Origin of the sequence: Trebonia kvetii, from assembly GCF_007827045.1 — a bacterium.
GTDB classification, from domain to species: domain Bacteria; phylum Actinomycetota; class Actinomycetes; order Streptosporangiales; family Streptosporangiaceae; genus Trebonia; species Trebonia kvetii.
Genome location: NZ_RPFW01000002.1, coordinates 250018 through 274728 on the forward strand (window position 1 = coordinate 250018; position 24711 = coordinate 274728).

General features: G+C 71.2%; 23 protein-coding genes. 11 read left to right on the forward strand and 12 right to left on the reverse strand.

Going from position 1 to position 24711, the window contains the following annotated elements:
* Nucleotides 1-167 precede the first annotated feature (167 nt).
* Complete coding sequence (locus EAS64_RS09820; RefSeq protein ID WP_145852631.1) at nucleotides 168-665, reverse strand: GNAT family N-acetyltransferase; 498 nt, start codon at nucleotides 663-665, stop codon at nucleotides 168-170.
* On the opposite strand from EAS64_RS09820, the gene EAS64_RS09825 reads away from it, so the two are divergent.
* Nucleotides 664-1305: a helix-turn-helix domain-containing protein gene (locus EAS64_RS09825; protein WP_246115612.1), complete on the forward strand. Its 642-nt coding sequence runs from the start codon at nucleotides 664-666 to the stop codon at nucleotides 1303-1305. The two genes, EAS64_RS09820 and EAS64_RS09825, sit on opposite strands and share 2 nt — an antisense overlap.
* Before the next feature lie 199 nt (nucleotides 1306-1504).
* Complete coding sequence (locus EAS64_RS09830) at nucleotides 1505-1741, forward strand: DUF3099 domain-containing protein (protein ID WP_246115613.1); 237 nt, start codon at nucleotides 1505-1507, stop codon at nucleotides 1739-1741.
* A gap of 99 nt (nucleotides 1742-1840) precedes the next feature.
* On the opposite strand, the gene EAS64_RS09835 is transcribed toward EAS64_RS09830, so the two are convergent.
* The 4 genes from EAS64_RS09835 to ileS form a co-directional block, all read right to left on the reverse strand.
* Nucleotides 1841-2056, reverse strand: a complete 216-nt coding sequence (locus EAS64_RS09835; RefSeq protein ID WP_145852632.1) for a hypothetical protein — start codon at nucleotides 2054-2056, stop codon at nucleotides 1841-1843.
* A gap of 325 nt (nucleotides 2057-2381) precedes the next feature.
* Nucleotides 2382-3470 (reverse strand): mandelate racemase/muconate lactonizing enzyme family protein, encoded by a 1089-nt coding sequence (locus EAS64_RS09840; protein WP_222849163.1) that lies wholly within the window; start codon nucleotides 3468-3470, stop codon nucleotides 2382-2384.
* A 52-nt stretch (nucleotides 3471-3522) separates the two neighbouring features.
* Entirely contained in the window at nucleotides 3523-4683 is a 1161-nt protein-coding gene (locus EAS64_RS09845) for a PP2C family protein-serine/threonine phosphatase (protein WP_187365815.1), read from the reverse strand.
* A gap of 7 nt (nucleotides 4684-4690) precedes the next feature.
* Complete coding sequence (gene ileS / locus EAS64_RS09850) at nucleotides 4691-7810, reverse strand: isoleucine--tRNA ligase (RefSeq protein ID WP_145852634.1); 3120 nt, start codon at nucleotides 7808-7810, stop codon at nucleotides 4691-4693.
* Nucleotides 7811-8244: 434 nt separating this feature from the next.
* Between ileS and pyrF the strand changes: the two genes are divergently transcribed.
* Nucleotides 8245-9087 carry an orotidine-5'-phosphate decarboxylase gene (gene pyrF, locus EAS64_RS09855; protein ID WP_222849164.1) on the forward strand — a complete coding sequence of 281 codons (843 nt, stop codon included), beginning with the start codon at nucleotides 8245-8247 and terminating at the stop codon, nucleotides 9085-9087.
* A 9-nt stretch (nucleotides 9088-9096) separates the two neighbouring features.
* Here pyrF and EAS64_RS09860 read toward each other — a convergent pair whose 3' ends face one another.
* The 3 genes from EAS64_RS09860 to EAS64_RS09870 form a co-directional block, all read right to left on the reverse strand.
* Complete coding sequence (locus tag EAS64_RS09860) at nucleotides 9097-10365, reverse strand: cytochrome P450 (protein WP_145852636.1); 1269 nt, start codon at nucleotides 10363-10365, stop codon at nucleotides 9097-9099.
* Nucleotides 10366-10434: 69 nt separating this feature from the next.
* Entirely contained in the window at nucleotides 10435-11241 is an 807-nt protein-coding gene (locus EAS64_RS09865) for a class I SAM-dependent methyltransferase (RefSeq protein ID WP_145852637.1), read from the reverse strand.
* A gap of 31 nt (nucleotides 11242-11272) precedes the next feature.
* Nucleotides 11273-11851, reverse strand: coding sequence for a TetR/AcrR family transcriptional regulator (locus EAS64_RS09870; protein ID WP_145852638.1), 579 nt, complete (start codon nucleotides 11849-11851; stop codon nucleotides 11273-11275).
* 107 nt (nucleotides 11852-11958) lie between these two features.
* Here EAS64_RS09870 and EAS64_RS09875 point away from each other — a divergent pair, with 107 nt between their 5' ends.
* The 4 genes from EAS64_RS09875 (at nucleotide 11959) to EAS64_RS09890 (ending at nucleotide 13897) form a co-directional block, all read left to right on the forward strand.
* Nucleotides 11959-12327, forward strand: a complete 369-nt coding sequence (locus EAS64_RS09875) for a DUF2218 domain-containing protein (RefSeq protein ID WP_187365816.1) — start codon at nucleotides 11959-11961, stop codon at nucleotides 12325-12327.
* 145 nt (nucleotides 12328-12472) lie between these two features.
* On the forward strand, nucleotides 12473-12838 hold the full coding sequence (locus EAS64_RS09880) for an ArsR/SmtB family transcription factor (protein WP_145852640.1): 366 nt from the start codon (nucleotides 12473-12475) through the stop codon (nucleotides 12836-12838).
* Nucleotides 12835-13317, forward strand: a complete 483-nt coding sequence (locus EAS64_RS09885; RefSeq protein WP_145852641.1) for an SRPBCC family protein — start codon at nucleotides 12835-12837, stop codon at nucleotides 13315-13317. Before EAS64_RS09880 ends, EAS64_RS09885 begins: the two co-directional genes overlap by 4 nt.
* Nucleotides 13310-13897: a TIGR03086 family metal-binding protein gene (locus EAS64_RS09890; protein WP_222849165.1), complete on the forward strand. Its 588-nt coding sequence runs from the start codon at nucleotides 13310-13312 to the stop codon at nucleotides 13895-13897. The genes EAS64_RS09885 and EAS64_RS09890 overlap by 8 nt, the downstream gene beginning before the upstream one ends.
* Here the strand turns inward: EAS64_RS09890 and EAS64_RS09895 are convergent.
* Both EAS64_RS09895 and EAS64_RS09900 read right to left on the reverse strand, forming a co-directional pair.
* Nucleotides 13894-15837, reverse strand: coding sequence for a purple acid phosphatase family protein (locus EAS64_RS09895; protein WP_145852642.1), 1944 nt, complete (start codon nucleotides 15835-15837; stop codon nucleotides 13894-13896). The two genes, EAS64_RS09890 and EAS64_RS09895, sit on opposite strands and share 4 nt — an antisense overlap.
* 92 nt (nucleotides 15838-15929) lie before the next feature.
* The gene (locus EAS64_RS09900) at nucleotides 15930-16526 is read right to left on the reverse strand and encodes a TIGR03086 family metal-binding protein (RefSeq protein WP_145852643.1); all 597 of its coding nucleotides are present in this window, start codon (nucleotides 16524-16526) and stop codon (nucleotides 15930-15932) included.
* A 186-nt stretch (nucleotides 16527-16712) separates the two neighbouring features.
* Here EAS64_RS09900 and EAS64_RS09905 point away from each other — a divergent pair, with 186 nt between their 5' ends.
* On the forward strand, nucleotides 16713-19058 hold the full coding sequence (locus EAS64_RS09905; RefSeq protein ID WP_145852644.1) for an ABC transporter permease: 2346 nt from the start codon (nucleotides 16713-16715) through the stop codon (nucleotides 19056-19058).
* A 79-nt stretch (nucleotides 19059-19137) separates the two neighbouring features.
* Here the strand turns inward: EAS64_RS09905 and EAS64_RS09910 are convergent, their stop codons facing one another.
* Both EAS64_RS09910 and EAS64_RS09915 read right to left on the reverse strand, forming a co-directional pair.
* Nucleotides 19138-19698 carry a hypothetical protein gene (locus tag EAS64_RS09910; RefSeq protein ID WP_145852645.1) on the reverse strand — a complete coding sequence of 187 codons (561 nt, stop codon included), beginning with the start codon at nucleotides 19696-19698 and terminating at the stop codon, nucleotides 19138-19140.
* A gap of 24 nt (nucleotides 19699-19722) precedes the next feature.
* Entirely contained in the window at nucleotides 19723-21354 is a 1632-nt protein-coding gene (locus EAS64_RS09915; protein ID WP_222849166.1) for an MDR family MFS transporter, read from the reverse strand.
* 75 nt (nucleotides 21355-21429) lie between these two features.
* On the opposite strand from EAS64_RS09915, the gene EAS64_RS09920 reads away from it, so the two are divergent.
* The 3 genes from EAS64_RS09920 (at nucleotide 21430) to EAS64_RS09930 (ending at nucleotide 24666) form a co-directional block, all read left to right on the forward strand.
* The gene (locus tag EAS64_RS09920; protein WP_145852647.1) at nucleotides 21430-22365 is read left to right on the forward strand and encodes a LysR family transcriptional regulator; all 936 of its coding nucleotides are present in this window, start codon (nucleotides 21430-21432) and stop codon (nucleotides 22363-22365) included.
* 56 nt (nucleotides 22366-22421) lie between these two features.
* The gene (locus tag EAS64_RS09925; protein WP_145852648.1) at nucleotides 22422-22913 is read left to right on the forward strand and encodes a hypothetical protein; all 492 of its coding nucleotides are present in this window, start codon (nucleotides 22422-22424) and stop codon (nucleotides 22911-22913) included.
* Between the two features lie 274 nt (nucleotides 22914-23187).
* Nucleotides 23188-24666 carry an APC family permease gene (locus EAS64_RS09930; RefSeq protein ID WP_222849167.1) on the forward strand — a complete coding sequence of 493 codons (1479 nt, stop codon included), beginning with the start codon at nucleotides 23188-23190 and terminating at the stop codon, nucleotides 24664-24666.
* Nucleotides 24667-24711: the final 45 nt, after the last annotated feature.

Here is a 24711-nt window from a genome sequence, read left to right on the forward strand (position 1 = left end):
GCAAACGGTGATAACAGCAAGTTTTCTGCCAGGCGGAAGGCGCATAGGGCTTGGGCAGGCGTCTGCCGCAGATGACCCGCGATCACGCCTCTGGTGCGCGGAGGCGTGCCCGGGCATATCTGATAACAGCAAGAAGCGCGGAGCGCAATGCCGCCGCCGGGGGTTGTTCACAGGGCCAGGCTCATCATGGTCAGGTCGAGCCAGCGGCCGAACTTGGTGCCGACCTCGCGGGCGGTGCCGACGGTCTCGAAGCCGTGGCGCTCGTGCAGCGCGATCGAGCGGGTGTTGGAGGCCTCGATGGAGGCCATCATGACGTGCGCACCGGATTCTGTGGCGGCGCTGATGAGGGTCTGCAGCAGTTGGGCGCCGAGGCCGCGGCCCTGGTGGCCGTCGGTCACGTACACCGAGTCCTCGACGGTGTGCCGATAGCCGTCCTTGGGCCGCCAGGGGGACCAGTTCGCGAAGCCGATCAGCGCGCAGTCGGCCTCGGCGACGTAGACCGAGCGGCGGGTCAGGTTGTCGGCGAGCCATTCCCGGTTGCCTTCGGCTGTCACCTGGTGCGTCGTCCACATGGCGGTCGAGTGCGCGATCACGTCGTTGCGGATCGCGCGGATCGCCTCGGAGTCTCCGGCGTCGGCGGACCGAATCTTATATAGTGGAGTCATGTCTACTATAGTAGATTCGATGGCGGCGTTCGGCGAGCGACTTCGCGGCGAGCGGCGGGCCAGGGGCTGGACGATCGACAGGCTCGCCGAGGCGTCCGCCGTCTCCCGGGCGATGATCAGCAAGATCGAGCGGGGCGAGAGCAGCCCGACCGCCGTTGTGCTCGGCAAGCTGTCGGCGGCACTGCAGCTCAGCATGCCGGAGCTGTTTTCCCCGGCACCGGGCCTTCCCGTAGCCGGCCTTCCCGCGATCGGGCCAGGCCAGGCCGGGGAGGCGCCGGCTGCCGGCGGACGGCGGCAGGCCGCCGCGGTGCGCCGGGCGGCTGACTCGGCGCGGTGGCGCGACCCGGAGACCGGGTACCTGCGCCGGCCGGTGTCGTCCCCGGCGTTTCCCGCGGCGGTCACCGAGGTGACCCTGCCGGCCGGGGCCCGCGTGCCGTATCCGGCGGGCGCGTACGCGTTCATCGCTCAGCTCGTCTGGGTGGTGTCGGGAGAACTAACCCTGGCGGACGGACCCGCCGTTCACGTGCTGGGCTCGGGTGACACGTTTGAGCTCGGAGAGCCGCAGGCGAGGGAGTTCCGCAACGAGACCGCGGATGACTGCCGCTACCTGGTCGTGGTCGTCCGCACGGCCACGCCGTAGCCCGACCCAACAGAGCACGACGCACGAGAGTGCGACGCACGCAGGGCGCGACGCTGGAGGGCAGCGTCGGTGCGGAGCCGCACCAGGCCGCGACGGCATCGCGGCGGGCGGTACGGGGGCTGCCGCAACCGTTCGGGATAAGACCGGTGATTCACGCGATCGGGGGAACGGTAGCCGAGAAGGAGGGAGGCGGGTTGCCATGCCGATGCCGGACGACGGCCCGCCGCCGCGGGAGCCGCGCAAGCCGCTTGGCCTGGCGACGCGGCGACGGGCCTACCTCATGATGATGGGCGTGTGCGTACTGCTTATCGTGCTCGCGTGGACCCTTATCTGGCGGTACTCGATCACGGCCGCCGTAGTGATGTCCGCGGTGGCGCTGTGCGTACCGCCGTTCGCGGCGATCGTCGCCAACGCGGGGCCGGCGAACAGGCAGTAGCGGGCTCGCCCGCGCGTTGTCCACAGAGAATTACACAGCTGTGATTTACGCCACCGGCCCGCCCTCGGGCGCTCGTCGCCGGGCCGCGGACCCGCGGCCCTACCCGGCGGCGAAGCGGAATTCGCGATTGCGCAGCCGGTCGGTGAAGCCGATCGACCGGTAGACGAGCACCGGAACCGGGTAGCCGTCGTGGCCGGGCGGCCGCACGACGCCGGTCTTCGCACTGCGCTCCCGCGCGGCGGCCAGGGCGGCGAGCGTGACGCCGCCGCCGAGCCCGCGACGGCGGTGCGCCGTGGCGCAGCCGACTGGCTCCACCAGGCGGTGGCAGTGGGTCCTGGCGGCGACCTCGGACCGTTCGATGTGCCGGAAGAGCGTGAGCCCACCCGATCACCCCGGCGGCCCGGCCGGGGTCACCGTCAGTCAGCGGCGTGCACACCCGCGCCGACACGGCCTGCAGCTCGGGGAGCAGGTCGATGAAGCGTCCCTCGCGATAACCCACAGCGGCTCCAGGAGAATCTCACGACCGGGCGGAACGAGACGAGATGACACGCGATGACCAGATGCGCCAACCACGGTGCGCGACGCGGCACGGCCGCGTCAACCGGATTTCCCGCCGGCCGGGCGCCGCGCGGCGGGACTCTCAGTCGCTTAGGTAACGCCCAAGCACACCGGGGTCCGGATCGGCGCCGAGGCCGGGACCGTTCGGCACCGCGATCCTGCCCGCAGCCGGGACGACGGCCTCGCCGTACGGCAGCGCCTCCAGGTCGGAGTACCGCCATTCGATCATCGCGTCGGCCGTGCCGAGCGCCGCCGTGACGTGGATCGCTGCCAGCAGCCCGGGCCCGTGGTAGAAGGTGTGCGGCAGCACCGCGACGTTGCGCACCGCCGCGACAGGGAACACCTGGCGCAGTTCGGTGACGCCGCCCATCTTGGCGGGGCTCGGCTGGAGCACGTCGACGGCGCCGGCGTCCATCAGCCGGCCGAAGTCCAGCAGCGTGGCCGCGTTCTCGCCCGCGGCGATCGGGATGCCGCACCCCGCGCGCAGCGCCGCCAGGCCGGCGAAGTTCTCCGGCGGCCACACCGGCTCCTCGAGCCAGCGCAGTCCGACGCCGGCCATGTCGGCCGCGGCCTGGCGCGCCTGGGCGAGCGTCCAGGCGCAGTTCACGTCGAGCATCAGCGTCGTGGTGTCGCCTGCCTCCGATCGGGCGGCGCGCACCACCGAGGGCGCCCGCTCGTGCAGCTTGACCGCGCGGAAGCCGGCGTCGAGGGCGGCGCGGACCCCCGCCCGCACGAGCGGCTCGGCGCCGAGCGGGTCGAGGCTCGCGTAGCAGGGCAGGTCAGGGGCGCCGCCGCCGAGCAGCCGGTGCAGCGGCACGCCCGCCGCCCGGCCCGCGATGTCCCACAGCGCGGTGTCCACGGCGGACAGGGCGTGCATGACGGTGCCGCCGCGGCCGAAGACCTGGAGCTTCTGCTGGATCTCCCGCATCAGCGGCCCGATGCGGGCGGCGTCACGGCCCAGGCACAGCGGCGCGATCAGCTCCTCGACCGACCAGCGTGTCATCGGAGCGGCCTCGAAACCGAACGCCTCACCCCAGCCGGCGACTCCGTCGCCGGTGGTGATCTTCACCAGCAGGGAATCCACCGGCGGCCGTGGCGCGGTCGACGACCCGTTGGCCGGCCGGAACGGGATGCGGAGCGGAAACGTCTCGACCCTGGCGATTGCGTCCACGACCGGAATGTCCCCCGTCTCGGCCGTCCGTACCGGCGGGAAGCCCGGGCGGTCAGGCTCCTGCCCAGCGCAGCAGCACCAGCGTGGCGTCGTCGCGCAGGTCGCCGCCCTGATGCTCGAGGACCGCGCCGACCACCCGGCGCAGCAGTTCCTCTGGTTCCTGCTCGCCGGCGGCCTGCTGTTCCAGCAGGTCGACCAGCCGGTCGACGCCGAACAGGTCGCCGTCTGGTGTGTGCGCGTCGGTGACGCCGTCGGTGTAAAGGAGCACCGCGTCGCCCGGTTCGAGGTCGCGGGCGGCCACCACCGGGGTGCCGGTGCCGAGCCCGAACGGGAGGGTGGCGTCGCTGTCGAGTTCCGCGACCACCTTCCTGCCGCGCAGCAGCAGCGGCCTCGGGTGGCCCGCGCAGGTCCACTCCAGCCGCCCGGTGCCGAGGGCGAGCGTGCCGAGGATGCCGGTGGCGAAGGACAGGTCGTCGTACACACCGGCCATGCCCGTGTCGATGGCCGTGTGCATCTCCGCCAGCGGCGACCCGGCGCGGCGCGCGTGCCGGTAGGCGCCCACGGCGAGGGCGGCGAGCAGCGTCGAGCCGGTCCCGTGCCCCATGCCGTCGATGATGGCGAAATGCAGGGTGTCGTCGTCGGCCGCGTAGTCGAAGGTATCGCCCGCGATGTCGTAGGCCGGCTCCAGCATCCCGGCCACGTGCCCGCCGCTGACCCGCACGCTCCACGGCGGCAGCATGTCCCACTGCATCGACGCGGCCAGCGACACACCGTGGCCCGCCCGCCGTCGGATGTGCGGGATGTCGCTGACCCGGATCATCCCGCCGAGGATCAACCCGGCGAACACCCCGAGCAGTTCCGCCTGCCGCAGGTGCGCTGGGCCGTCGTCGGGCAGGGTCACCGCGAGCACGCCAATGCGCGCGGTTTGCTCGAGCACCGGCACCCAGATCCGCGCCTGCCCGTCGCGGGCACTGGCCGTCGGCTGTCCCGTGGTGAATGCCCTGCCCGGCAGCGTTCCCGTCACCTGCTCCGGGGGCAGCGCGGCCGACAGCGGCTGCAACGTCTGGCGGGACAGGTCCGCCAGGTACACGACCGGGTCGCTTCCAGGAGGGCATGCCAGGGCAAGCAGCGGGTCGAGGTCCACCGAGGCGCGTGCGGCCAGGATGCGCAGCGCCTCGGTGTACGCGAACTCGGCGTTCAGGAACTCGGCCACGGCGACGCTACACGCGGGTGACCTGGACGCGGATCTCCCCGTCATCGCCCGCCGGCTGGGGCACGCCAGCCACGCCGTCGGCCGGGGCCACGTCCAGCGACACGGCGAGCGTCTCGCCGGCGATGAACGCCTGGTGCGCGCGCACCGCGTCGGCCGTCGCGCCGTCGGCGCCGATGACCAGCGCGATCCGGTCCGACACGTCCAGCCCGGCATCCTTGCGCGCCTGCTGCACCACGCGGACCACATCCCTGGCGGCGCCCTCCGCGAGCAGCGCCGGCGTCAGCGTCGTGTCCAGCGAGATCAGCCCGCTGCCCGGCAGGGCCAGCGTCGAGTCCGGGTTGGCCGCGGTGAGCTTCAGCTCGTACTCGCCGTCCCGCAGTTCCACGCCGCCGGCCGTCACGGTGCCCGCATCCACCGACCAGTCGCCCGCCTTGACCGCGCGGATCACCTCCTGCACCTGCTTGCCGAGCCGCGGGCCGAGGACGCGCGGGTTGACGGTGAGCGTGCTGGCGCCGAGCGCCGCCGGGTCGGCTCGCAGTGCCAGGTCCTTGACGTTGACCTCGTCCTTGATGATGTCGGCGAACTCGCTGAGCGCCGCCGCCGACGGGTCAGCCACGGTGAGCGTGGCGAGCGGCAGCCGGACGCGCAGCTGCTGGTTCTTGCGCAGGCTCAGCGCGGCGCTGCACACGATCCGCGTCAGGTCCATCGTCGAGGCGAGGCCGGCATCCGACGGCCAGGACTGCACGGAAGGCCAGTCCTCCAGATGCACGCTCTCGCCGCCGGTAAGTCCCCGCCAGATCGTCTCCGCGGTCATCGGCAGCAGCGGCGCCGCCGCGCGGGTGACGGTCTCCAGCACGGTCCACAGCGTGTCGAGCGCCGCCCGGTCGCCGGCCCAGAACCGGTCACGGGACCGCCTGATGTACCAGTTGGTGAGCAGCTCGAGGTAGTCGCGCAGCTCCTGGCAGGCGCCGGCGACCGCGAAATCGTCCATCTGCGCGGCGAGGTTCTCAACCAGCGACTTGGTCTTGCCCAGGATGTAGCGGTCGAGCACGTGCTGGCTGCCGGTGCTGTACGACGCCTGGTACGACTCCGCGTTCGCGTACAGCGCGAAGAAGTAATAGGTGTTCCACAGCGGCAGCAGTGCCTGCCGCACCCCCTCGCGGATGCCCTGCTCGGTGACGACCAGGTTCCCGCCGCGCAGGATCGGCGACGCCATCAGGAACCAGCGCATCGCGTCGGACCCGTAGCTGTCGAAGACCTCGTTGACGTCGGGGTAGTTCCGCAGCGACTTGGACATCTTGCGGCCGTCGTTGCCGAGCACGATGCCGTGCGAGACGCAGGTGCGGAACGACGGCCGGTCGAACAGCGCCGTCGCGAGCACGTGCAGCGTGTAGAACCAGCCGCGGGTCTGCCCGATGTACTCCACGATGAAGTCGCCCGGGTAGTGCGAGTCGAACCACTCGGCGTTCTCAAACGGGTAGTGCACCTGCGCGAACGGCATCGAGCCCGACTCGAACCAGCAGTCAAGGACCTCGGGCACCCGCCGCATCATCGACCGCCCGGAAGGGTCGTCCGGGTTCGGCCGGACGAGGTTGTCGATCCCCGGCCGGTGCAGGTCGTCCGGCCGGACGCCGAAGTCCCGCTCGAGCTCGTCAAGCGACCCGTACACGTCGGTGCGCGGGTAGTTCGGGTCGTCGCTCTGCCACACCGGGATCGGCGAGCCCCAGAACCGGTTGCGGCTGATCGACCAGTCGCGCGCGCCGGACAGCCACTTGCCGAACTGCCCGTGCTTGACGTGCTCGGGCACCCAGGTGATCTGCTCGTTCAGCTCGACCATACGGTCGCGGAACTTGCTGACCTCGACGAACCAGGATGAGACCGCCTTGTAGATCAGCGGGTTGCGGCAGCGCCAGCAGTGCGGGTAGGAGTGCGTGTAGTCGTCGCGGCGCACCAGAGCGCCGTCCTCGCGCAGCCGCGCGATGATCGGCTTGTTCGCCTCGAAGACGTGCATCCCCGCCCAATCGCGCACGACCGGCAGGTACTTGCCCTGTTCGTCGACGGTCAGCACCGTCGGGATGCCCGCCGCCTGGCACGCGGCGGCGTCCGCCTCGCCGTAGGCGGGCGCCATGTGCACCACGCCGGTGCCGTCCTCGGTGGTCACCTCGTCGGAGGCGATGACCCGCCACGCGTCGCCGGTGCCGAACGCCTCGGCGTCGGCGAGGTAGTCGAATAGCGGCTGGTAGCGGCGGCCGAGCAGTTCTTCACCGCGGAACGAGTTGAGCTTCCTCGCCCCGGCGAACTCCTTCTCGTAGGCGGGCAGCCGCGCCTCGGCCAGCACGTACCGCTCGCCGTCTTCGGTCTCCACGGTGACGTAGGTCAGGTCGGCGCCGACCGCGACGGCGAGGTTCGACGGGAGCGTCCACGGCGTGGTGGTCCAGGCGAGGATCCACTCGCCGGTGTCCAGCTTGAACCGGACGGTGACCGACGGGTCGGTGCGGTCGGCGTAGACGTCGTCGTCCATCCGCAGCTCATGGTTGGACAGCGGGGTCTCGCACCGCCAGCAGTAGGGCAGCACCTTGAAGCCCTGGTAGACGAGCCCCTTGTCGTGCAGCGTCTTGAACGCCCACATGACGCTCTCCATGTACGGGAGGTCGAGCGTCTTGTAGTCGTTGTCGAAGTCGACCCAGCGGGCCTGGCGGGTGACGTAGTCCTGCCACTCGCGCGTGTAGCGCAGCACCGAGTCGCGGCAGGCCTCGTTGAACGTCTCGATGCCCATCTTGAGGATGTCGGCCTTGCCGGAGATGCCGAGCAGCCGTTCGGCTTCGACCTCGGCGGGCAGCCCGTGGGTGTCCCAGCCGAACCGCCGGTCCACCTTCGCGCCGCGCATCGTCTTGTAACGGGGGACGATGTCCTTGACGTAGCCGGTCAGCAGGTGCCCGTAGTGCGGCAAGCCGTTCGCGAACGGCGGGCCGTCATAGAAGACGAACTCGCCCGTGCTGTCGCGGTTCGCGATGCTCTTGCGGAACGTCCCGTGGCTGTTCCAGTACGCAAGGACCCGGTTCTCGAGCTCGGGGAAGTCCGGCTGCGCGGGCACCTCGGATGCGCCGGCGCGCGGGTAAGTGGCCATGGTGTGCTGCGTCTCCTCGGCTGCGGTCTCGCCCGGCTCCCGTTGTGCAAGACGGCTGGGCGCTGTGCTGTTGTAGCACTGTGCTGTCCAAACACAGGGCCGACGAGGACGACGCGCCCGCTCCCGTGCGAGCACACCGCGGTACCACCTCGCTTGCCGTCCCCGCGTGACCCGGACCGGGTTTCGCGGGACGGCCGCTCGTTGGCCGGCTATGACGGGCCGAACCCGCCCGGTTCTACTGGGGCGCCGCCCTGCTCCTCGCGGGCCGGGCTGATGCCTGTTCTTCCGGGGGCTCCCCGGTGATGGCCGGATCAACGCCTGATGCGGCCAGTGTAGCGGCCCGGCGCACGCGAATATTCCGCATGCCCTCGGCGGGATGGTGCGGGACACTGGTCGGCAGGCGGGGACTGGCTGATGTCGAGGATGGTGCAGACGTGGGGGAGTCGTTCGCGGCGTGGTTCGCGGCGGTGCGTCAGGCTTACGGGCCGCTGGTGCTTGGCGCGGACCCGCACGGGCAGGTGCTTGCCGACTGGGGGCTTTCCGACGACGCGGACGGGCTCGAGCGGTTCACCGACATCGTGCTCGGCGCGGCGGCGGGGACGGCCGGGCTGATCAAGCCGCAGTCCGCGTTCTACGAGCGGCACGGCTGGCGCGGCATCCGCGCCCTGTCGCGGCTTGTCGCGGCCGCGCGCGGCGAGGGGCTGCTTGTCATACTCGACGTCAAGCGCGGCGACGTGGGCTCGACCAACGACGCCTACGCGCAGGCGTACCTTGGCGAGGGCGCCGCGCTGCGGGCCGACGCCATCACGGTCCACCCCTACCTGGGGCTGGCGGCCATGGGCGAATACATCACCCGGGCGAACCAGTCGGGCGGCTGCCTGCTCGTGGTCGTTCGCTCGTCCAATCCGGAGGGCCGTGCCGTGCAGGGGGCGGACGCCGGGCACGGCCAGACCGTCGACCAGCGGCTGCTCGCGGACATCGGCGCGCTCAACGCCCGGCTCGCGCCCGGCGGCGTCGGGCCAGTGGGGGCGGTGATCGGCCCCGCGGCGGTCGAGCCGCCGCTCGGCGCGGTTCTTGCCGCGGCGAACGGGCTGCTGCTCGCCCCGGGTGTCGGCGCGCAGGGCGCGTCGCCCGCCGACGTCGCCGCCACGTTCGCGGCCTGCCCGGACCGGGTCATGCCGTCGGCATCCAGGTCCCTGCTTGCCGCCGGCCCGGATGTCGCCGCGCTGCGGGACGCCACGGCCAGGCTCAATGAGGAATTCCGCGCCCTGCTGTGACGCATGGCGTCAGGCGGCGGCGCGGACGGGAACGGTCTCGAAGCCGCGCAGCACGAGCAGCGGCCTGCGGACCGGCGTCCCGGCCATCGCCAGGCCCGGGAAGCGGCTGGTCAGCTCCTCGATCGCGATCCGTCCCTCGAGGCGGGCGAGCGCGGCGCCGAGGCAGTGATGGATGCCGAGCGAGAACGACAGGTGCCGCGCGGCCTCCGGCCGGTCGACCATGAGCCGTCCGGGCTCGGCGAAAATGGCGGGGTCGCGGTTGGCGCCGCCGATGGACACGATGACGGGGATGCCCTTTCTGATGACCGTGCCGTCGACCTCCAGGTCCTCGGTCGCCGTCCGCGAGGTCATCTGCACCGGACTGTCGTAGCGCAGCAGTTCCTCGATAGCGCCGGAGATCAGTTCGGGCTCCTTGCACAGCCGGTCCCACTGCGCACGCTCGCCGAGCAGGGCGACCGTCCCGTTCCCGATCAGGTTCACCGTGGTCTCGAACCCCGCGACAAGCAGGAGCAGCGCCGTGCTGACCAGTTCGGCGGAGGTGAGGCTGTCGCCCTCCTCCTCGACCGCGATGAGCGCGGAAAGCAGGCTGTCGTCGGGGTCCGACCTGCGCTTGGCCACCAGGTCCCGCAGGTAGCCGGCGAGGGCGATCTCGGACGCCTGCGAGTGGTGCCTGGCGGCCCGCGAGGTCTGCGGTTCGAGCGTGGTGACGACGTCATGCCCCCAGGCGCGGAACTTGTCCTGGTCCTCGGCCGGGACGCCGAGCAGGTGGCAGATCACCGCGATCGGCAGCGGGAATGCGAACGCGTCGATGAGGTTGAACTCCGGGCCGCGAGCGTCAGCCTGATCGAGGAGCCGGACTGCCCGCTCGCGGATCCACGGCTCGAGCCCGGCGATCGCGCGCGGCGTGAACGCGCCGGACACCAGCCGGCGGATCCGGGTGTGGTCAGGCGGGTCCAGGGTGAGCAGGTCCCCCGCGGGCAGCTCGGCGCGCGGATCGCCGAGCGGGAACGACGGCGGCTGGTAGCCGCGCTGGTGCACCGGCGAGGAGCTGAACCGCCGGTCGCGCAGCACGGTCTCCGCCGTGGCGTGACTCGCGGTGACCCAGGGCCCGAGCGAGCTGCGGACCAGGCCGCGGCGCCGGATGTCCTCATACAGCGGGTAGGGGTCGCCCTTCGACTGCGGCCGCATCCACCGGGCGACGGGGTCGCCGCGCCAGGCGAAGTAGCGGACGATCGAGGGTTCCACGACGCGGCGCATCAGCGGCTCTGCGAGGCTCATCGGATCTCCCGGTCAGGGCGGCATACCCGGCATGTCAACGGTAACCGGAAACGAGCTATTACGCGACTGCTAGCGGTCGGCTCGGGCGATCGCGACGAGGTTCTGGCTGAACCCGAGCAGCGACGGCTCGGCTTCCGTGCGGCGGAGCAGGTCGGTGACCGCAGCGCGCCGCTCCTGGTCGTCGAGCCGCTCCGCGAGATCGGGCAGCGCGATCTTGGCGATACCGGTCCCGCCGACGATCCGGTCTAGCGTCAGGCCCGCGTCGGCGACCTCGGCGGCGAGGTCCTCCGGGCGGTGGAAGTAGGACGTGGTGAACCCGGCGACATCGCCGTCCGGGTTGCGGTACTGGCCGCCGGCGAGGAACTGGGCCGTCGCCGCGGGCGACCGAGGCTTGCCCGCGGCGAGCTCTTCGAGCAGCGGGTAGAACCGGGACAGCCCGACCGCCAGCACGACACCGCCTGGCCTGGTCGCTCGCCGCGCCTCCGACAGCGCCGCGACCCGGTCGTCCCTGCAAGTCAGGTGGTACAGCGGGCCGAACAGCAGCACCGCGTCCGCGCTTGAGTCGGCCACCGCGAGCGAGCGCGCGTCGCCGATGCGGGCGCTTGCGAGGGGAACCGCCGTCCGCGAGTCCTCGATGGCCTGGGACACCAGATGCTGAACCGGGTCGATGAGATGAACCTCGTACCCGACTGCGGCGAGCGGGATTGCGTAGCGGCCGGCGGCGCCCCCCACGTCGAGCACCGTCGCCGGCGCTGCGGGCAGGAACCTTTCGAGCAGCTCCCACATCCGGAGGAACTCGATACCGCGGGCGCCGGAGCCGAGCCGGTCACGTTCGCCGTTGCACTCGTAGTAGGAGATGATCTCCGGGTCGATCATGACCCCACCCTAGGTGGCTGGCGAGCGGTTTTCACCTTGGGGTTTCTGGCCGCAGGCCGGCCAGGGTGACGGCGACCAGCCGGCGAACGGCCGCGCGGGACGGTATGCCGCCGGCGGCGCTCAGCGCGTGCAGGCAGTAGCTGGCCAGCTCGCCTGCCGGGACTCCCGGCCGGATGTCCCCGCTCGCGGCGCAGGCGGTGATCAGGTCGCTGACCAGGACGTGCAGCTGCTGCCTGGCCTCGGTGACGTGCCTGCCGCGGTGCAGCATCGCGACGGGCAGGTCGCTGCCCTGATGCGCGTGCTGGATCTGCGCGAACGCGGACAGCACCGCCTCCAGCCGCGCGCCGGGCCCGTCGGCGGCATCGCGTGCCTGCTCAAGCAGGTGCAGGTGCCGGGTGATCTGCCGCTCATGCCAGGCGACAAGCACCGATTCCACGTCGGGGAAGTACTTGTACAGCGTGGCCCGGCCGATCCCGGCCGCCGCGGCCAGCTGCGACATCGTCACCGACGCCAGGCCATGCTCGGCGAGCTGCGCCGCGAAGGCGTCGAGCGTCGCATCGTGCACGGCACGACGGTGCTCCTCGATCGTCTCGGTCCACAGCCTTGGCACGCCAGTGAGAATACACTACGCCGCTGTCGATACACTACGACTTGATGAAGACAGTGTGTCTTGATAAATCTTGCCTGCCGCCAGGCAGAGACGGAAGGTCACAAGCCATGCCATCAGCGGAAACACGGATCCAGACCGGGAACGCCGCCGCTTACCTGGCCCGGTTCTGCGGGCACCTCGCCAAGCTCGGCGCTCCTGGTCGTTTTTCCGGGCATGCCCCTGGCCGGCACGCCGGCGGCGGCCAGCCGCCCGCGGTGCTGCGTGTCGAGCACACCGCCGACGCCGGAAGCATCACCCTGACGTGGGGCCAGCTGACTCTGCGCGCGACAGCCGGCGAGCTCATGATCCGCGCCGACGCCTCCAGCCAGGAAGACCTGGACCGCATCCAGGACATGGCCGCCAGCCGGCTGCTGAAGTTCGGCCGCCGCGAAGACCTGGACACCCGGTGGACACCGGTGACAGGCGCCGACTGCTGAACCGGGCTGCGCCCGGCCGCCCAAGGCAGCAGGACCGTTCATGTTGATCTGCCTGAACTGCTCTTTCAACCCAATGGTTGACACACTCGCGCGCGTGGCGTAGCGTCTCTTTCAACCAGACAGTAGAAAGGCATGGTGAGCGGCGATGACCGGTGACGCGCTATCGCGGGTCTTCGCGGCGCTCGCGGATCCGACCAGGCGGGACATGGTGGGCCGGCTATCGGCGGGCGACGCCACGGTCAGCCAGCTCGCCGAGCCGTACCAGATGACGTTGCAGGCGGTCTACAAGCACCTGAAGGTGCTGGAGGACGCCGGGATGGTGAGCCGGCCGCCGGGTCCCCAGCCCCGCTCAGTACGGCTGGAAGCGAGGGTCTTCGACCTGATGGACAAGTGGATCGAGCGTTACCGGCGCCAGGCCGAGGAACGTTACCGCCGCCTCGACGACGTGCTGGCGCGGATGAATGACGACACGCCGGGCGACACCGGCGCACGGGAGGAGACAGGGACATGAACACCATCGGAGAAACCACCATCGAGGCGGACCCGAAGGTACCGGTCATCCGCATGAGCCGCGACTTCACCGCCACACAAGAGCAGCTGTTCCGGGCGCACACCGATCCGGAGCTGTTCGCGCAGTGGGTGGGGCCGCGGTCGCTGCAGACGCGGGTTATCGAGTGGGATGCCCGGACCGGGGGCAGCTGGCGGTACGTATCCACCCGCGACGGCGAGGAGTACGGGTTCCGCGGCTGCTTCCACGAGGTGCGGCCGGACCGGATCGTGCAGACGTTCACCTACGAGGGGCAGCCCGACGAGGTGGCGCTGGGGACGCTGTGGTTCGAGGACCTCGGCAACGGTCGTACCCGCCTGCACACGCAGTCCCTCGTGGACAGTTTCGAGGCGCGCGACATGTTCCTGGCCAGTGGCATGGAGGTTGGCGTCAACGAGGGCTACGCCAAGCTCGACGAGATGATCGGCCAGGGCAGTGTCTGAGCCGCTGGTGCTGCCGGACCGGCCCGCGGAGCGGCACCGGGAGATCGGCTGGGTGTTCACCGACCGGGTGCGCGGCACCCGCGCGTGGGACGTGCCCGCGCCGGTCGACGGGTGGGTCGCCCGCGATGTCGTGCGCCACCTCGTCGAGTGGCTGCCGGCGCTCCTCGCCGGCGGCTCGACGGTGCGGCTGCCGGCGGTACCGTCCGTCGACGACGACCCCGTCGGCGCGTGGCAGGCGCACGTCGATGCCGTGCAGGCATTGCTCGACGACCCGGGCACCGCAGGCCTCACCCTGGCCAACCCGCACATCGGTGCGGTTCCGGTGGACCGGGCGATCGATCAGTTCTACACCTCGGACGTGTTCATGCACACGTGGGACCTGGCCCGGGCGACCGGCCAGGACGACCGCCTCAACCCGTCGTTCTGCGCCTCGCTGCTGGCCGGGATGGAACCGATGGAGGACGTCATCCGATCGTCGGGACAGTACGGCGCCCGGGTGCCGGTGCCCGACGACGCCGACGCGCAGACCAGGCTGCTCGGCTTCATCGGCCGCGACCCGTACTGGACAGCGGCGAGCTAGACCGCCGGCCGCGGCAGCGTCTCGCCCGCGGTCCTGGAGAACACCACCCGGTCAAGCTCCCGCCCCTGCTCGTTGATGAAGCGGAGCGTCATCGTGGTGCGCTGGCCGCGCGGCGCGGGCGTGACATCCAGGGCGATGAAACCGTAGTCGTCGTAGCGCGCCTGGGACCAGTCGACGGTTTCGTAGGTCTTGCTGAAGTCGAGCTCGGCCACCCATGGCCCGCTTTTCGCCGTAGGGTCCGCGCTGACGGTCGTGCCGCTGCCCGGCCCGGCGGCGAAGTTGCGGTCGGTGGCGCCGCCGGTCCAGCCGTAGCGGGGCGTCCCCGCGGTGCCGACGACGACGTAGGTGGTGCCGTCCCTGGCGGGCTCCACCTCGGCGGGCTCATCGGGGGAAACCGCCACCGCCTGCCTGGTCGAGCGGGCGCTGTTCGTCGCGGCGTCATACAGCAGCGGGTTGGTGCGCTCGTAGACGTGGTTGTGGCCCTGGACCGCCAGGTCGAGCTGGTACCAGGCGAACAGCGGGGCGAGCGTCGAGCGCACGCCGCCGTCGGAGCTGTGGCCGTTGCAGGTGGAGAACGCGCACTCGTGGAAGAACGCGATGATGAAATCGACCGTCGGGTCGGCGCGCCAGGCCGCGAGCCGCTCCTCCAGCCAGGCGGCCTGCGCGCCGCCGCTGTAGCCGGTCAGGCCCTGGAACTCAAAGCACAGCTCGTTGGCGTCCAGGCTGATGATGCCGACGTTGCCGTAGCGGAGGCTGTAGACCGACGGACAGCCGGACGGGCCGGTCGCCGGCAGGTCGAGCCGCGTCGCCAGGCCGCCGTAGCCGAGCTTGCCGTAGGCGTCGACCGTTGCCTGATCGGCGGCGAGCTGTGCGGAGAACAGCTCGGAATCGTGGTTGCCGGTGGCGAACATCCACGGGATCCGCGCCGCGCTGTGCTCGATCATCGGCAGCCAGCTCGTCCAGACCCACGGGTCGTAGAAGCCCCAGCCGTGACTGGTCGGCGGCGGGGCCGGCGTGTTGCCGTCGGCCGGCTGGCTGCCGTTGGGGCCGTTCGGGTTGATGATCGGCTGGATGTCGCCCTTGCCCTGCGCGTAGCACAGGTCGCCCGCCTGCAGGTTGAACCGGGACGGCGTGCCGTTGGCCAGGTTGCACACCCGCATGATCTGCTTGATCACCGCCGACGTGGTGTTGTGGCCGGTGTTGGCCGGGTCGTCGGGGTCATCAGGCTCGAACGAGCCGTTGTTCCACATGCCCCACGTCTTCTCCGGCTTCAGCGACGGGTCCCGGTCGAGCGACGGTCCCGGGATGCCCTCGTCGCCGAACGCGGTGAACGTGAACGGCTCGGTCACCACGTCGGGGACGGTCATGAACGTCGCGTCGGACGTGGCGCCGTGGTCACCGCCCGTCGCGTACCGGAAGCGGTAGTGGTACTCGGTGCCTGGCGCCAGGCCGGTGAGGTGCGCGTGCACGAAGAACTGATCGGCGTTGAGCATCCGCGACGCGCGCAGCGCGCCCGGCTCGCCGTCCCACACCGGCACGTGGGAGATCAGCTCGCGGATCTCGGCCTCCACGGTCATGCCGTAGGAACGGTCCGCGCCGTACTCCAGCCACACCCGCAGCGACTTCGGCGGCACCGCGTTGTACGTGCGCACGTTGAACAGCTGGCCGCCGACCCACATCTGCGTCCGCGGGTCGTCGCCGTAGGACAGATGGCGGCCGTTGACGAGGAAGCCCTCGGCGATCGTGCCCGCGCTCGCGACGGCCACGCCGGCGGCCGGGCCGGAACCGCTCCCGCTGCCGAGGACGAAGTCGCCCGCGGCCGCGCCGACCGGGGTCTCGGTGAACGCCCGGCGGCTCACCCCATGACGGCGCAGGTGCGCCATCCACTGTTCGTACTGTTCGGCGAGCGGGCGGTGCCGCGGGCCGCGCGGTGCTGACATGGCTGGATCTTAGGGTTGTCCGCGTGCCGCCTGCACGATTCTCACGTGAACCGGCAGTGATGCTTTCCCGCCGGTGCGCAGCCGCCGCTGACTCAGCCCGGCTGCCAGCCGGGCTGGCGGCCGGTCAGGCCGAGGAGCCGGTCCATGACCGGCGCGTCGCCCGGAACGTCAACCGGCGGTCCGAACAGTCCCGGTGTGCCGTCGGGATTCTGCTCGGCGACAGCACTGGCCCAGGCGTGGGCCGTCGTCACCGGCCCGGCGAGCGACGGGTCCTCGCCCGGATAGCGCTGGCCGGTGGCGACGGCGAGGTCCCACCCGTGGACGAGGACCTCGTCCACGGCGGCGGCGCCGGCGACCGGCGCCGGCATCTCGCCGCCGCCCACCACGGTGGTGCCGTCCCACGCGCCCGGCGGCTGCCACGCCGCCGCGAGCTCGTCAAGCTGGACGCGCAGCCGGTCGCGCCAGTCCGTGCCGAGCCGCGCAGCGTCCGGCGGGCGAGGCGCGCCGCCGTCCGGGAGAAGCTGCCTGGACCCGGCGGCGGCAAAGGCCAGCGACAGGTTGTCGATGTGGTCGAGAAGCTCGCCGACCGTGATGCCGCCGCATGGCGTCACCGTAGTGAGCTGGTCGTCGCGCACCCCCTGGACGAGTTCCGCGAGGACAGATGTCGCGGGCCTCAAGTCCGCTGTCATGTCGTCACCTCCAGTCACTCATTCAACCACCGGGCGGCGCGGTGGTGGTGACACGAGGGCAGCCTGGCGGGCTAGCCGCCTGGCCCGAGGCCCCACGTATGCGGCACTATGCAGCCATGCCCATGAGTTCGCCAGCATCGCGGTCGGCGTTGTGCCGGTTTCCTGTGACGTCGGCGTGAGGACCGCATGGATGATGTCCGGGCCGGCCTGCGGGCCCGGTGGCGATCCTGGCTCACCCTGGCCCTGGTGGCGGGACTCATCGGCGGCCTGGTCACCGCGGTCGCCGCCGGAGCGCGCCGGACCGATGCCGCCTACCCGGGACTGACCGCCTGGAGCAATCCCCCTGACGACCTGGTCTCCCTGGACGCGGGCGGAGAGTTCGCCAGCGTCGACGCGGCGGCGGTGCGACGGCTGCCGCAGGTTGCCGCGTCCGCACCGCTCACGAATTACGTCAGCCTGTCCCCGGCTCAGGCGGCCCTGATGGCCCCCGGCGACGCCGCCATCCCGGCTGCCCGCTGGCATCGCAAGCTGCTGTCCGGCCGGCTGCCTGATCCCGGGCGGCCCGATGAGGCCGATGTCTCCTTCACGCTCGCACAGTCCATGCACCTCAGTCCCGGCGACACGGTCCGCCTGCGCCTGCTCGGCGTATCGGGCAAGCCCGTGTCCGTGTGGTTTCGCGTGGTAGGAGTGGAGGCGGCCCCCAGCGAGTTCCCGCCCCAGTACGGCACCGGCATCGACGTCGTGTGGGCGACTCCGGCGTTCAGTCGGCAACAGCGCGGCGCCCTCGTGAGCCAGCGTGATATCGCGCTGTGGCTCCGCGGCGGGGCCGCGGTCGTCCCCGCGGTGGAGCGTCAGATCACCCGGCTGGGCGGCGGCAAGGCGCTCAGCGATTACCCGCTTGCCCCGCAGGCGGCGAATACGAGACGGTCCATCCACCAGCAGGCGGTCACCCTCTGGCTGCTGGCCGGGATGCTGGCGCTGCTTGGGCTGCTTGTCCTCGATCAGCTGCTGGCCCGCCTCACCGTCACCGAGGCGGCGGACTACCGGACGCTGCGGGCGCTCGGCATCTCCGCGGCGCAGCTGACCGAGGCCGGACTCCTGCGGGCAGCGCTGATCGGCACGGCCGGCGCGGTCGCGGGGACAGCTGGCGCGGTCGCCGTCTCCGGGGTGTTCCCCATCGGGCTCGCTGCGGTAGCCCGGCTGGGTCCCGGCGTGACCGCCGACTGGCCCGCGCTCGGCGCGGGCATGCTGGCCACCGTGGCCGGGACAGTATTGTGCGCGGCCTGGCCGGCCTGGCGCGCGGCCGTCGCTGTCACGCGCCTGTCCGACATCCCGGTCACGTCAGCGCGCCAAGCCCGCGTTGCCCACGCCATCCGCCTGGTCACCGCGGCCACCGGGCTGCGGCTGGCGCTGGCGCCGCGCACCGGGCGCAGTGCCATCGCCGCGTCCGTGCTCGGCGTGCTCGGGCTGTCCGCCGCGGTGGTGTTCACCGCGAGTTCCGCGCATCTGCTCGCCACTCCCCGGCTGTACGGAGTGACGTGGGATGCCATCGTGGAAGGCCTGGGGGATGAGCCCATCGCCGCGGTGGAACGGGCCATCGCCGCGGACTCCCAGGTCGCAAGCTGGGCTCCCGCCTATCTCGGCGTCTTGGTCCAGGTCAACGGGAAGCAGGTCGGCGTCATCACGACGAGCGGCGGGGCTGGCGACGCGATGGCGGCCGTCCCCGTACGCGGGCGCCCGCCGCGAGGCCCGCAAGAGATCGTGCTGGGCGAGCGCACGCTTGCCGCCCTCGGTGCCCACATCGGGAGCACCGTCCTGGTGCAGATCCCTGGCATGGGCAAACCCACGGCCAGGACCGTGGTCGGGACCGCGGTTTTCCCCGCCGTGGGCGACCAGAGCCAGCTCGGAACAGGCGCGGAACTCACCACGAGTGGACTGCTGACCCTGGTAGCGCCCCACGTGCCGGTCCCGCCGCCCAGCGGCGTGCTGGTCAGCTTCCAGGGCCAGCACGCTGCGCCAGGCAACGACGGCGGCGGGCAGGAGATCAGTGCCTTGACCGCGATCGTGCAGCGGGCGGGACCATACGGCGTCGTGCCCGCCGACACGCCCGTCGACCTTGTCAACTTCGGCCAGCTGCAAGATCTGCCGCTGCTGACCGGCCTGGGGCTGGGCGGGCTGGCGATGCTGACGATCACGCACCTGCTGCTCACCTCGGTCCGCCGCCACCGACGCGAGCTGTCGGTGCTGCGTGCCCTGGGTTTCACGCCGCGCCAGGTGCGGGCCACGGTCGGCTGGATGGCCGCCAGCTTCGCGACGGTCGCCCTGGCCGGCGTCCCGCTGGGCATCGCGAGCGGCCGGCTGGCCTGGGTGGCGTTCACCGGCCAGCTCGGCATCGTGCCCGTCACGGTCGTCCCAGCCGGCTGGGTGGCCGCCCTCGCCGCCGCGGTGATCGCCTTGTCCGTTGCCGTCGCCGCGGTCCCTGCCAGATCCGCTGCGCGTGCCCGCCTCGCCGCCGTGCTCCGGGCCGAATGACCTGCTCCGCCAGCTGGCGGCTAGGAACGCCGCATGGCAGGGCGGGAAGGAGTCCGCGACCCGCCCGCGCCGGTCCGCGCTAGGCGGGATGCTCGGAGGTGAAGGGCAGAGAATGGTCGCGATCCAGGGCGTCGCTCACGGCCTGCTGGAAGCTCGCGTAGGCGACGTCGGGTGCCGTGCCCTCCTCGATCTGCCGCAAGTACTGCCAGCCGAGACGGCGCAGGTGAAGCTCGTCCCTGCGGTACAGGCCTGCCGTTGCCCGCATGTCCGCGCCCTGGCTGATAGCGGTGAAGACCGCGATGAGCACGCCGATCACGACGAGTGCGGTCGTCGCGGCCGGCGAGCGGGATTCGCCCTGGATCCCGGCGATTCCTGAGCTGACGGCGCCGAGGGCGCCAACGCAGATGCTGATGCTCATGGCCGCGCGCCGGAAGCGGTCGCGGCGGCTCCGCCACACGTAGATTTCGCTGACATAGCGCCGCAAGAAGACCTCACGCAGATCCCGCGTGCCCGCGTCGGCCGGGAGCGCGGCGATGCAGGCGCGTACGCGCTCGATCAGTTCGCTGCGCTCATCGAACGGCCGCTGGCCGCCGTCCAGGCTGGGCACGCCGGACTTCGCGGCTCGAGACATCATGCGCATGGACCACCATGGTAGGGCGCGGCGTTACCTGACGGCGGGTTCCGCCGGAGCGGCGGCCGGGCCGGCGACGGAGGTGCGCAGCGGGAGTTCCTTGATCGCCACGGCGAGCACGAGGGCGGCCGCCATCACCGCGGCGGCAGCGAGGAACGCCACGTCGAGCGCGCTGGTGAAACCCTGACGGAACGGCTGGGCGAGCACGGGATCCATCTGGGTGAGGAACGCCGGGTTGTCAAGGGCGGACTGGCCGCCGGAGGCGGCGAGCCGCAGCAGGCTGGCCTGCCCCGGATGGGCCGCCGCGGCGGCGCGGAAGGCGGGCGAGCCGTTCGACGTCGCGTAGCCGCTGCTGATCGCGCCGCCGGCCGCCGAATAGGTGAGTGACAGGAACAGGGCCACGCCCGCGGTGCCGCCGATCTGACGGAAGAACGTGTTCGACCCGGTGGCGACCCCGAGGTCCGCCTGGGGCAGGGCGTTCTGCATGGACAGCGTGATGGTCTGCGCGTACAGGGTGGAACCCGCCCCGATCACGAACATCACGGCCCCGACGCAGGGCAGCGGCGCCGCGGCCGTCAGCCGGGACAGCAGCAGCATCCCGGCGAGCATCAGCACCGATCCGGTCACCGGCATGATCTTGTAGCGGCCGGTGCGCGTGGTGAACTGCCCGGCGATGACCGAGCCCGCGAGCGTGCCCGCCACCTGGGGCAGCATGAGCAGTCCCGCCTCGGTCGGCGAAAACCCGCGCACCAGCCGCAGGTAGAGCGGCAGCAGCACGATGGTCGCGAACATCCCCGCGTTGGACACCAGCGACTGCCCCGCCCCGACGGCGAAGCCGCGGTTGCGGAACAGGCGCAGTGCGATCAGCGCGTGATCTCCCACCCGCCGTTCCGCGGCTAGGAATCCGGCCGTGCCGAGAGCGCCGGTCGCATAGCAGGCCACCGACGCCGGAGCGCCCCAGCCCCAGGCCTGCCCGCGCTGCGCGACGAGCAGCAGGGGGACGGCCGCCAGCATCAGGGTCGCCGTGCCTGTCAGGTCGATACGGCGTCCGCGGGGCCGCGGCGGACCCGGCCGCAGCACCCGGACGATGACGGCGCAGGCGGCGAGACCGACGGGCAGGTTGATGAGGAAGATCCAGCGCCAGCCGTCTACGCCGAGCAGGGTGCGCTGGCCGGCCAGGGCGCCGCCGGTCACCGGGCCCGCCACGCTCGCCACCGCGTAGGTGGAGACGAAGTACACACCGTACCTGCCGCGCTCCCGCGGCGGGACGATGTCGCCGAGCACCGCCGAGGTCAGCCCGAGCATGCCGCCCGCGCCGATCCCCTGAAAGGCACGGCACGCGGCGAGCATCGGCATCGACACCGCGAACGCGCACAGGGCGGAGCCCACGAGGAAGACGGCGATCGCGGCGAGGAACAGCGGCTTGCGGCCATGGGTGTCCGACAGCTTGCCCCACACCGGGACGGAGATCGTGGAGCTGATGAGAAACGCGGTCGTCACCCATGCCTGCGCGGTCAGCCCGTTCAGGCTCTCGCCGATCCGGTACAGCGCCGCGCTGACGACGGTCACGTCGAGCGAGGCGACGAACGTGGCCAGCAGCAGCCCGGACAGCACCGCGAAGACCTGACGGCGGCCATACCCTTCTGTCAGCGTCGAGGTGTTCACAGGGGATGATCTCATCGCTATTGCGCAGGGAAATCAAACAAGGACCGCCGATCTTCCCACAACCAGGAGTTGTTGATGGAACTCGACCTCGGCGCCGTGCGGACGTTCATCGCCGTGGTCGACGACGGGCACTTCACCGACGCGGCGGACCGCCTCGGCATGACGCAGCAGGCCGTGTCCAAGCGGATCGCCCGCCTCGAATCCGACCTGGGCGCGCCGCTGCTCAGCCGGTCGCGTGCCGGGGTGAGGCTGACCGAGGACGGCGCCGCCTTCCTGCCGCACGCCCGCGCGCTGATCAGCCTGGCCGACCAGGCCGCCGGGATGCTCCGGGTCCGCCGCCGCCCGCTCCGCGTCGACGTGCTTGCCCGCGTCGCGGCGCCGGTCGACATCGTCAGGGACTTCTACGAGGCGACCGAGGCCGACGTCGACATCGTGGTGTCCCGCGGCAGCCTGTCGCGCGCGACCGCGCTCGCCGACGGCTCGGTCGACGCGGCATTCGGCCGCGTCACCGGCAAGCTTCGGCCGGGCATCGAGCGCATCCCCGCCTCGCTTGAGCCGATCCCCATACTCGTCGGCCGCAAGCACCGGCTGGCCAGGCGCAAGCGGGTGCCGATGGCGGAGCTGTCCGGCCTGACCGCGTGGATGCCTGGCAACGCCCGCGACAGCGAGTGGGCCGAGTTCTACCGCTTCCTCAGCGACGACTTCGGCGTCGCGATCGACACCTCGGGCCCGGTGTTCGGCCGCGAGCACATGGTGGAGCGGATCGCCGCGTCGCCTGACCTCATCATGTTCGGCAGCCAGGCACAGTTCTCCGGCCGCCCGCACGTCGTCGAGGTGGCCGTCACCGACCCGACGCCGGTCTACCCGTGGTCACTCATGTGGCATGCGATGAACCGGCACCCGTCGCTATCGCGGCTCATCGGTCACGTCCGTGCCCAGTACCGGCCGGGGGACCAGGGCGGCCTGTGGCTGCCTGCCCCCGATCGCCCGCTGTTTCCCCAGGAGACCTGAGTCGTTTCGTGCAATAGCATGTGTCGATCTTTGCTGATGTGACGAGTCTTGCGAGTGTGACGGTGTATCAGGCGTTCCCAACCCCAGCCCCAGTGCCGGCCGGGCCCGCGCCCGCATCCGTCCGGCGCGCCGTGTACCTGATGTACGCCGGCGCCGTCATATCGCTGATCAGCGGTGTCGTCGGCGTCATCACCGTCGCGAACGCGGGATTCTTCCCCGACAGGAACGCCCCCGGATCGCACGTCCCCGGCGCGGTCGTCGGAGCTGTGAGCGTCGTCGTCGTCGTTGTCGCCGTCTTCAGCATCGTGGTCCCCATCGTGCTGTGGCTCTGGATGGCGTGGAAATGCAAGGCGGGCCGTCCGTGGGCGCGGGTCGTCTCGACGGTGCTGTTCGGGCTGGCGACCTTCGCCACGCTGACCTCACTCGTGGGCACCAGTGCCTGGGGCATGGCCGGGATGATCGCCAGCTGGCTCGCCGGCCTCGGCGCGACCATCCTGTTGTGGCAGCGCCCGTCGTCGTGGTACTTCCGCCCAGGGCCGCGCTACTAGGCTGCCTCCGTCGCACCGCACGGTCGCGCCTTTTAGTGCGCAGCGCGGCTGACAATGCTGATAACTGATAACAGCAAGAAGCGCGGAGCGCTCGCCGCGGTGGCGCGGTCCTGCGCAGAGCGCTCGCCACAGTGGCAAAAAGTCACGCGCGGACAAGAGTTTCAGCCTCATCCGCGGCCAGAGCGCAGGCGGCCAAATTGAATGTAGAGAATGCAATCTTCGCCGTGAGACGATCAGCTCAAAGGTGGTTGAATCCTCATTCAAGGTGGCCAAAGTGACGGCTGAGACAACGGCGGCGGGAACCACTACTGGTTTGCGGCGGGACGCCATCGGCCTGCGCGAAGTTCTCTTCCAGTCCATTACCGGCATGGCCCCGGGCGCGGCCATCGCCGCGTCCATCCCGGCCGGCGCGGGCTTCGCCGGCGGGTCCCTGCCGCTGAGCGTGATCTTCGCCCTTGTCGCGTGCCTGCTGTGCGCCTCGTCGATCGGGCTGCTCGCCCGCGAGATGCCCGCCGCCGGCTCGCTGGCGACCTATGCCGCCCGCGGCCTGCACCCGGCGGTCGGCTTCCTCACCGCCTGGGGCTACATCCTGGTCTCGGTCCTCATCCCGCCGCTTGTCCTGCTCCAGCTGGGCTTCACGACGGCCAGCACGATCAACTCCGACTTCTCCGGCTACCCGGCGAACCTGTGGTGGCCGTGGGCGCTGGCCGGCGCGGTCATCGTGCTCGCGGCCGGGTACTTCGGCATCAGGACGTCGGCGCGGATGGGCACGATTCTCGGCGTGTTCGAGATCGCGGTCTTCGTGGTGCTCGCGGTGTTCCTGATCGTCCACGCGGGCGGGCACAACACGATCAAGGTCTTCGGCACCGGGTACACGCCCAAGTCCTACCACGGCATCACCGGCGTGATCGCGGGCTCGGTGTTCACCCTGCTCGCGTTCGGCGGATTCGAGGGCGCCGCGCCGCTCGCCGAGGAGAGCAAGAACCCGCGCCGCACCGTGCAGCGGGCCGTCCTGTACTCCACGCTCGGCATCGGCATCCTGTACGTGTTCACCACCTACGCTGCCGACGTGGCCTTCGGCCCGGCCGGGTTCTCCGGCTTCACGAGCTCCGGTAACAACTCCTGGGAGGGCATGGCGCGGAACCTGTACGGGCTCTTCTGGTTCTTCGTGTTCCTGGCCATCGTCAACTCCACGATCGCGAACGCGAACGCCGGCGTGAACATCGTCAGCCGCATGTCGTATGCGATGGGCCGCATCCACGCGCTCCCGCACGCACTTGCCAGGGTGCACCCCACGCACCGGTCCCCGGTGCTGGCGATCGTGGTCTCCTTCGTGGCGTCGGTCGCGGTCATGCTCGGCCTCGGTTTCGGCTACGACCCGGTGACCGCGTTCGCCATGCTCGGCACCGCCATCGTGATCGTCCTTGTCGCCATCTACATCCTGATGAACGCCGCCTGCATCGGGTACTTCGGGGCGGCGCGGAACCGGGGAGGCAGGGCCTGGAACCCGTTCCTCCACCTGATCGTCCCGGTCCTCGGTATCGCCGCGTTCGTGCCTGCGTGGCTGACCGCGGCGGGCATCAAGGTCTTCTCGTTCGTCTCGCCGCTCACGCCGCCGTACTCCTACATGGGCCCGGGCGTGGCCGCCTTCATGGCGCTTGGCGTGCTCTACCTGCTCTACCTGTACGCGCGGCACCCGCAGCCGGTCACCGAGGTGGGGCTTGTGCACCTGGACGAGGAGCCGGAGGCCTAGCGAGCGCTGCGCCCCGCCACTGAAAGTGGCGGGGTAGCCTCGGCG

Coding starts and splice junctions, on each gene's coding strand:
- EAS64_RS09825 (WP_246115612.1), top strand. CDS start 664: ATGTCTACTATAGTAGATTCGATGGCGGCGTTCGGCGAGCGACTTCGC.
- EAS64_RS09880 (WP_145852640.1), top strand. CDS start 12,473: ATGACCGGTGACGCGCTATCGCGGGTCTTCGCGGCGCTCGCGGATCCG.
- EAS64_RS09860 (WP_145852636.1), bottom strand. CDS start 10,365: ATGAGCCTCGCAGAGCCGCTGATGCGCCGCGTCGTGGAACCCTCGATC.
- EAS64_RS09900 (WP_145852643.1), bottom strand. CDS start 16,526: ATGACAGCGGACTTGAGGCCCGCGACATCTGTCCTCGCGGAACTCGTC.
- EAS64_RS09920 (WP_145852647.1), top strand. CDS start 21,430: ATGGAACTCGACCTCGGCGCCGTGCGGACGTTCATCGCCGTGGTCGAC.
- EAS64_RS09885 (WP_145852641.1), top strand. CDS start 12,835: ATGAACACCATCGGAGAAACCACCATCGAGGCGGACCCGAAGGTACCG.
- EAS64_RS09905 (WP_145852644.1), top strand. CDS start 16,713: ATGGATGATGTCCGGGCCGGCCTGCGGGCCCGGTGGCGATCCTGGCTC.
- EAS64_RS09820 (WP_145852631.1), bottom strand. CDS start 665: ATGACTCCACTATATAAGATTCGGTCCGCCGACGCCGGAGACTCCGAG.
- EAS64_RS09910 (WP_145852645.1), bottom strand. CDS start 19,698: ATGCGCATGATGTCTCGAGCCGCGAAGTCCGGCGTGCCCAGCCTGGAC.
- EAS64_RS09895 (WP_145852642.1), bottom strand. CDS start 15,837: ATGTCAGCACCGCGCGGCCCGCGGCACCGCCCGCTCGCCGAACAGTAC.
- ileS (WP_145852634.1), bottom strand. CDS start 7,810: ATGGCCACTTACCCGCGCGCCGGCGCATCCGAGGTGCCCGCGCAGCCG.
- EAS64_RS09875 (WP_187365816.1), top strand. CDS start 11,959: ATGCCATCAGCGGAAACACGGATCCAGACCGGGAACGCCGCCGCTTAC.
- EAS64_RS09830 (WP_246115613.1), top strand. CDS start 1,505: ATGCCGATGCCGGACGACGGCCCGCCGCCGCGGGAGCCGCGCAAGCCG.
- EAS64_RS09865 (WP_145852637.1), bottom strand. CDS start 11,241: ATGATCGACCCGGAGATCATCTCCTACTACGAGTGCAACGGCGAACGT.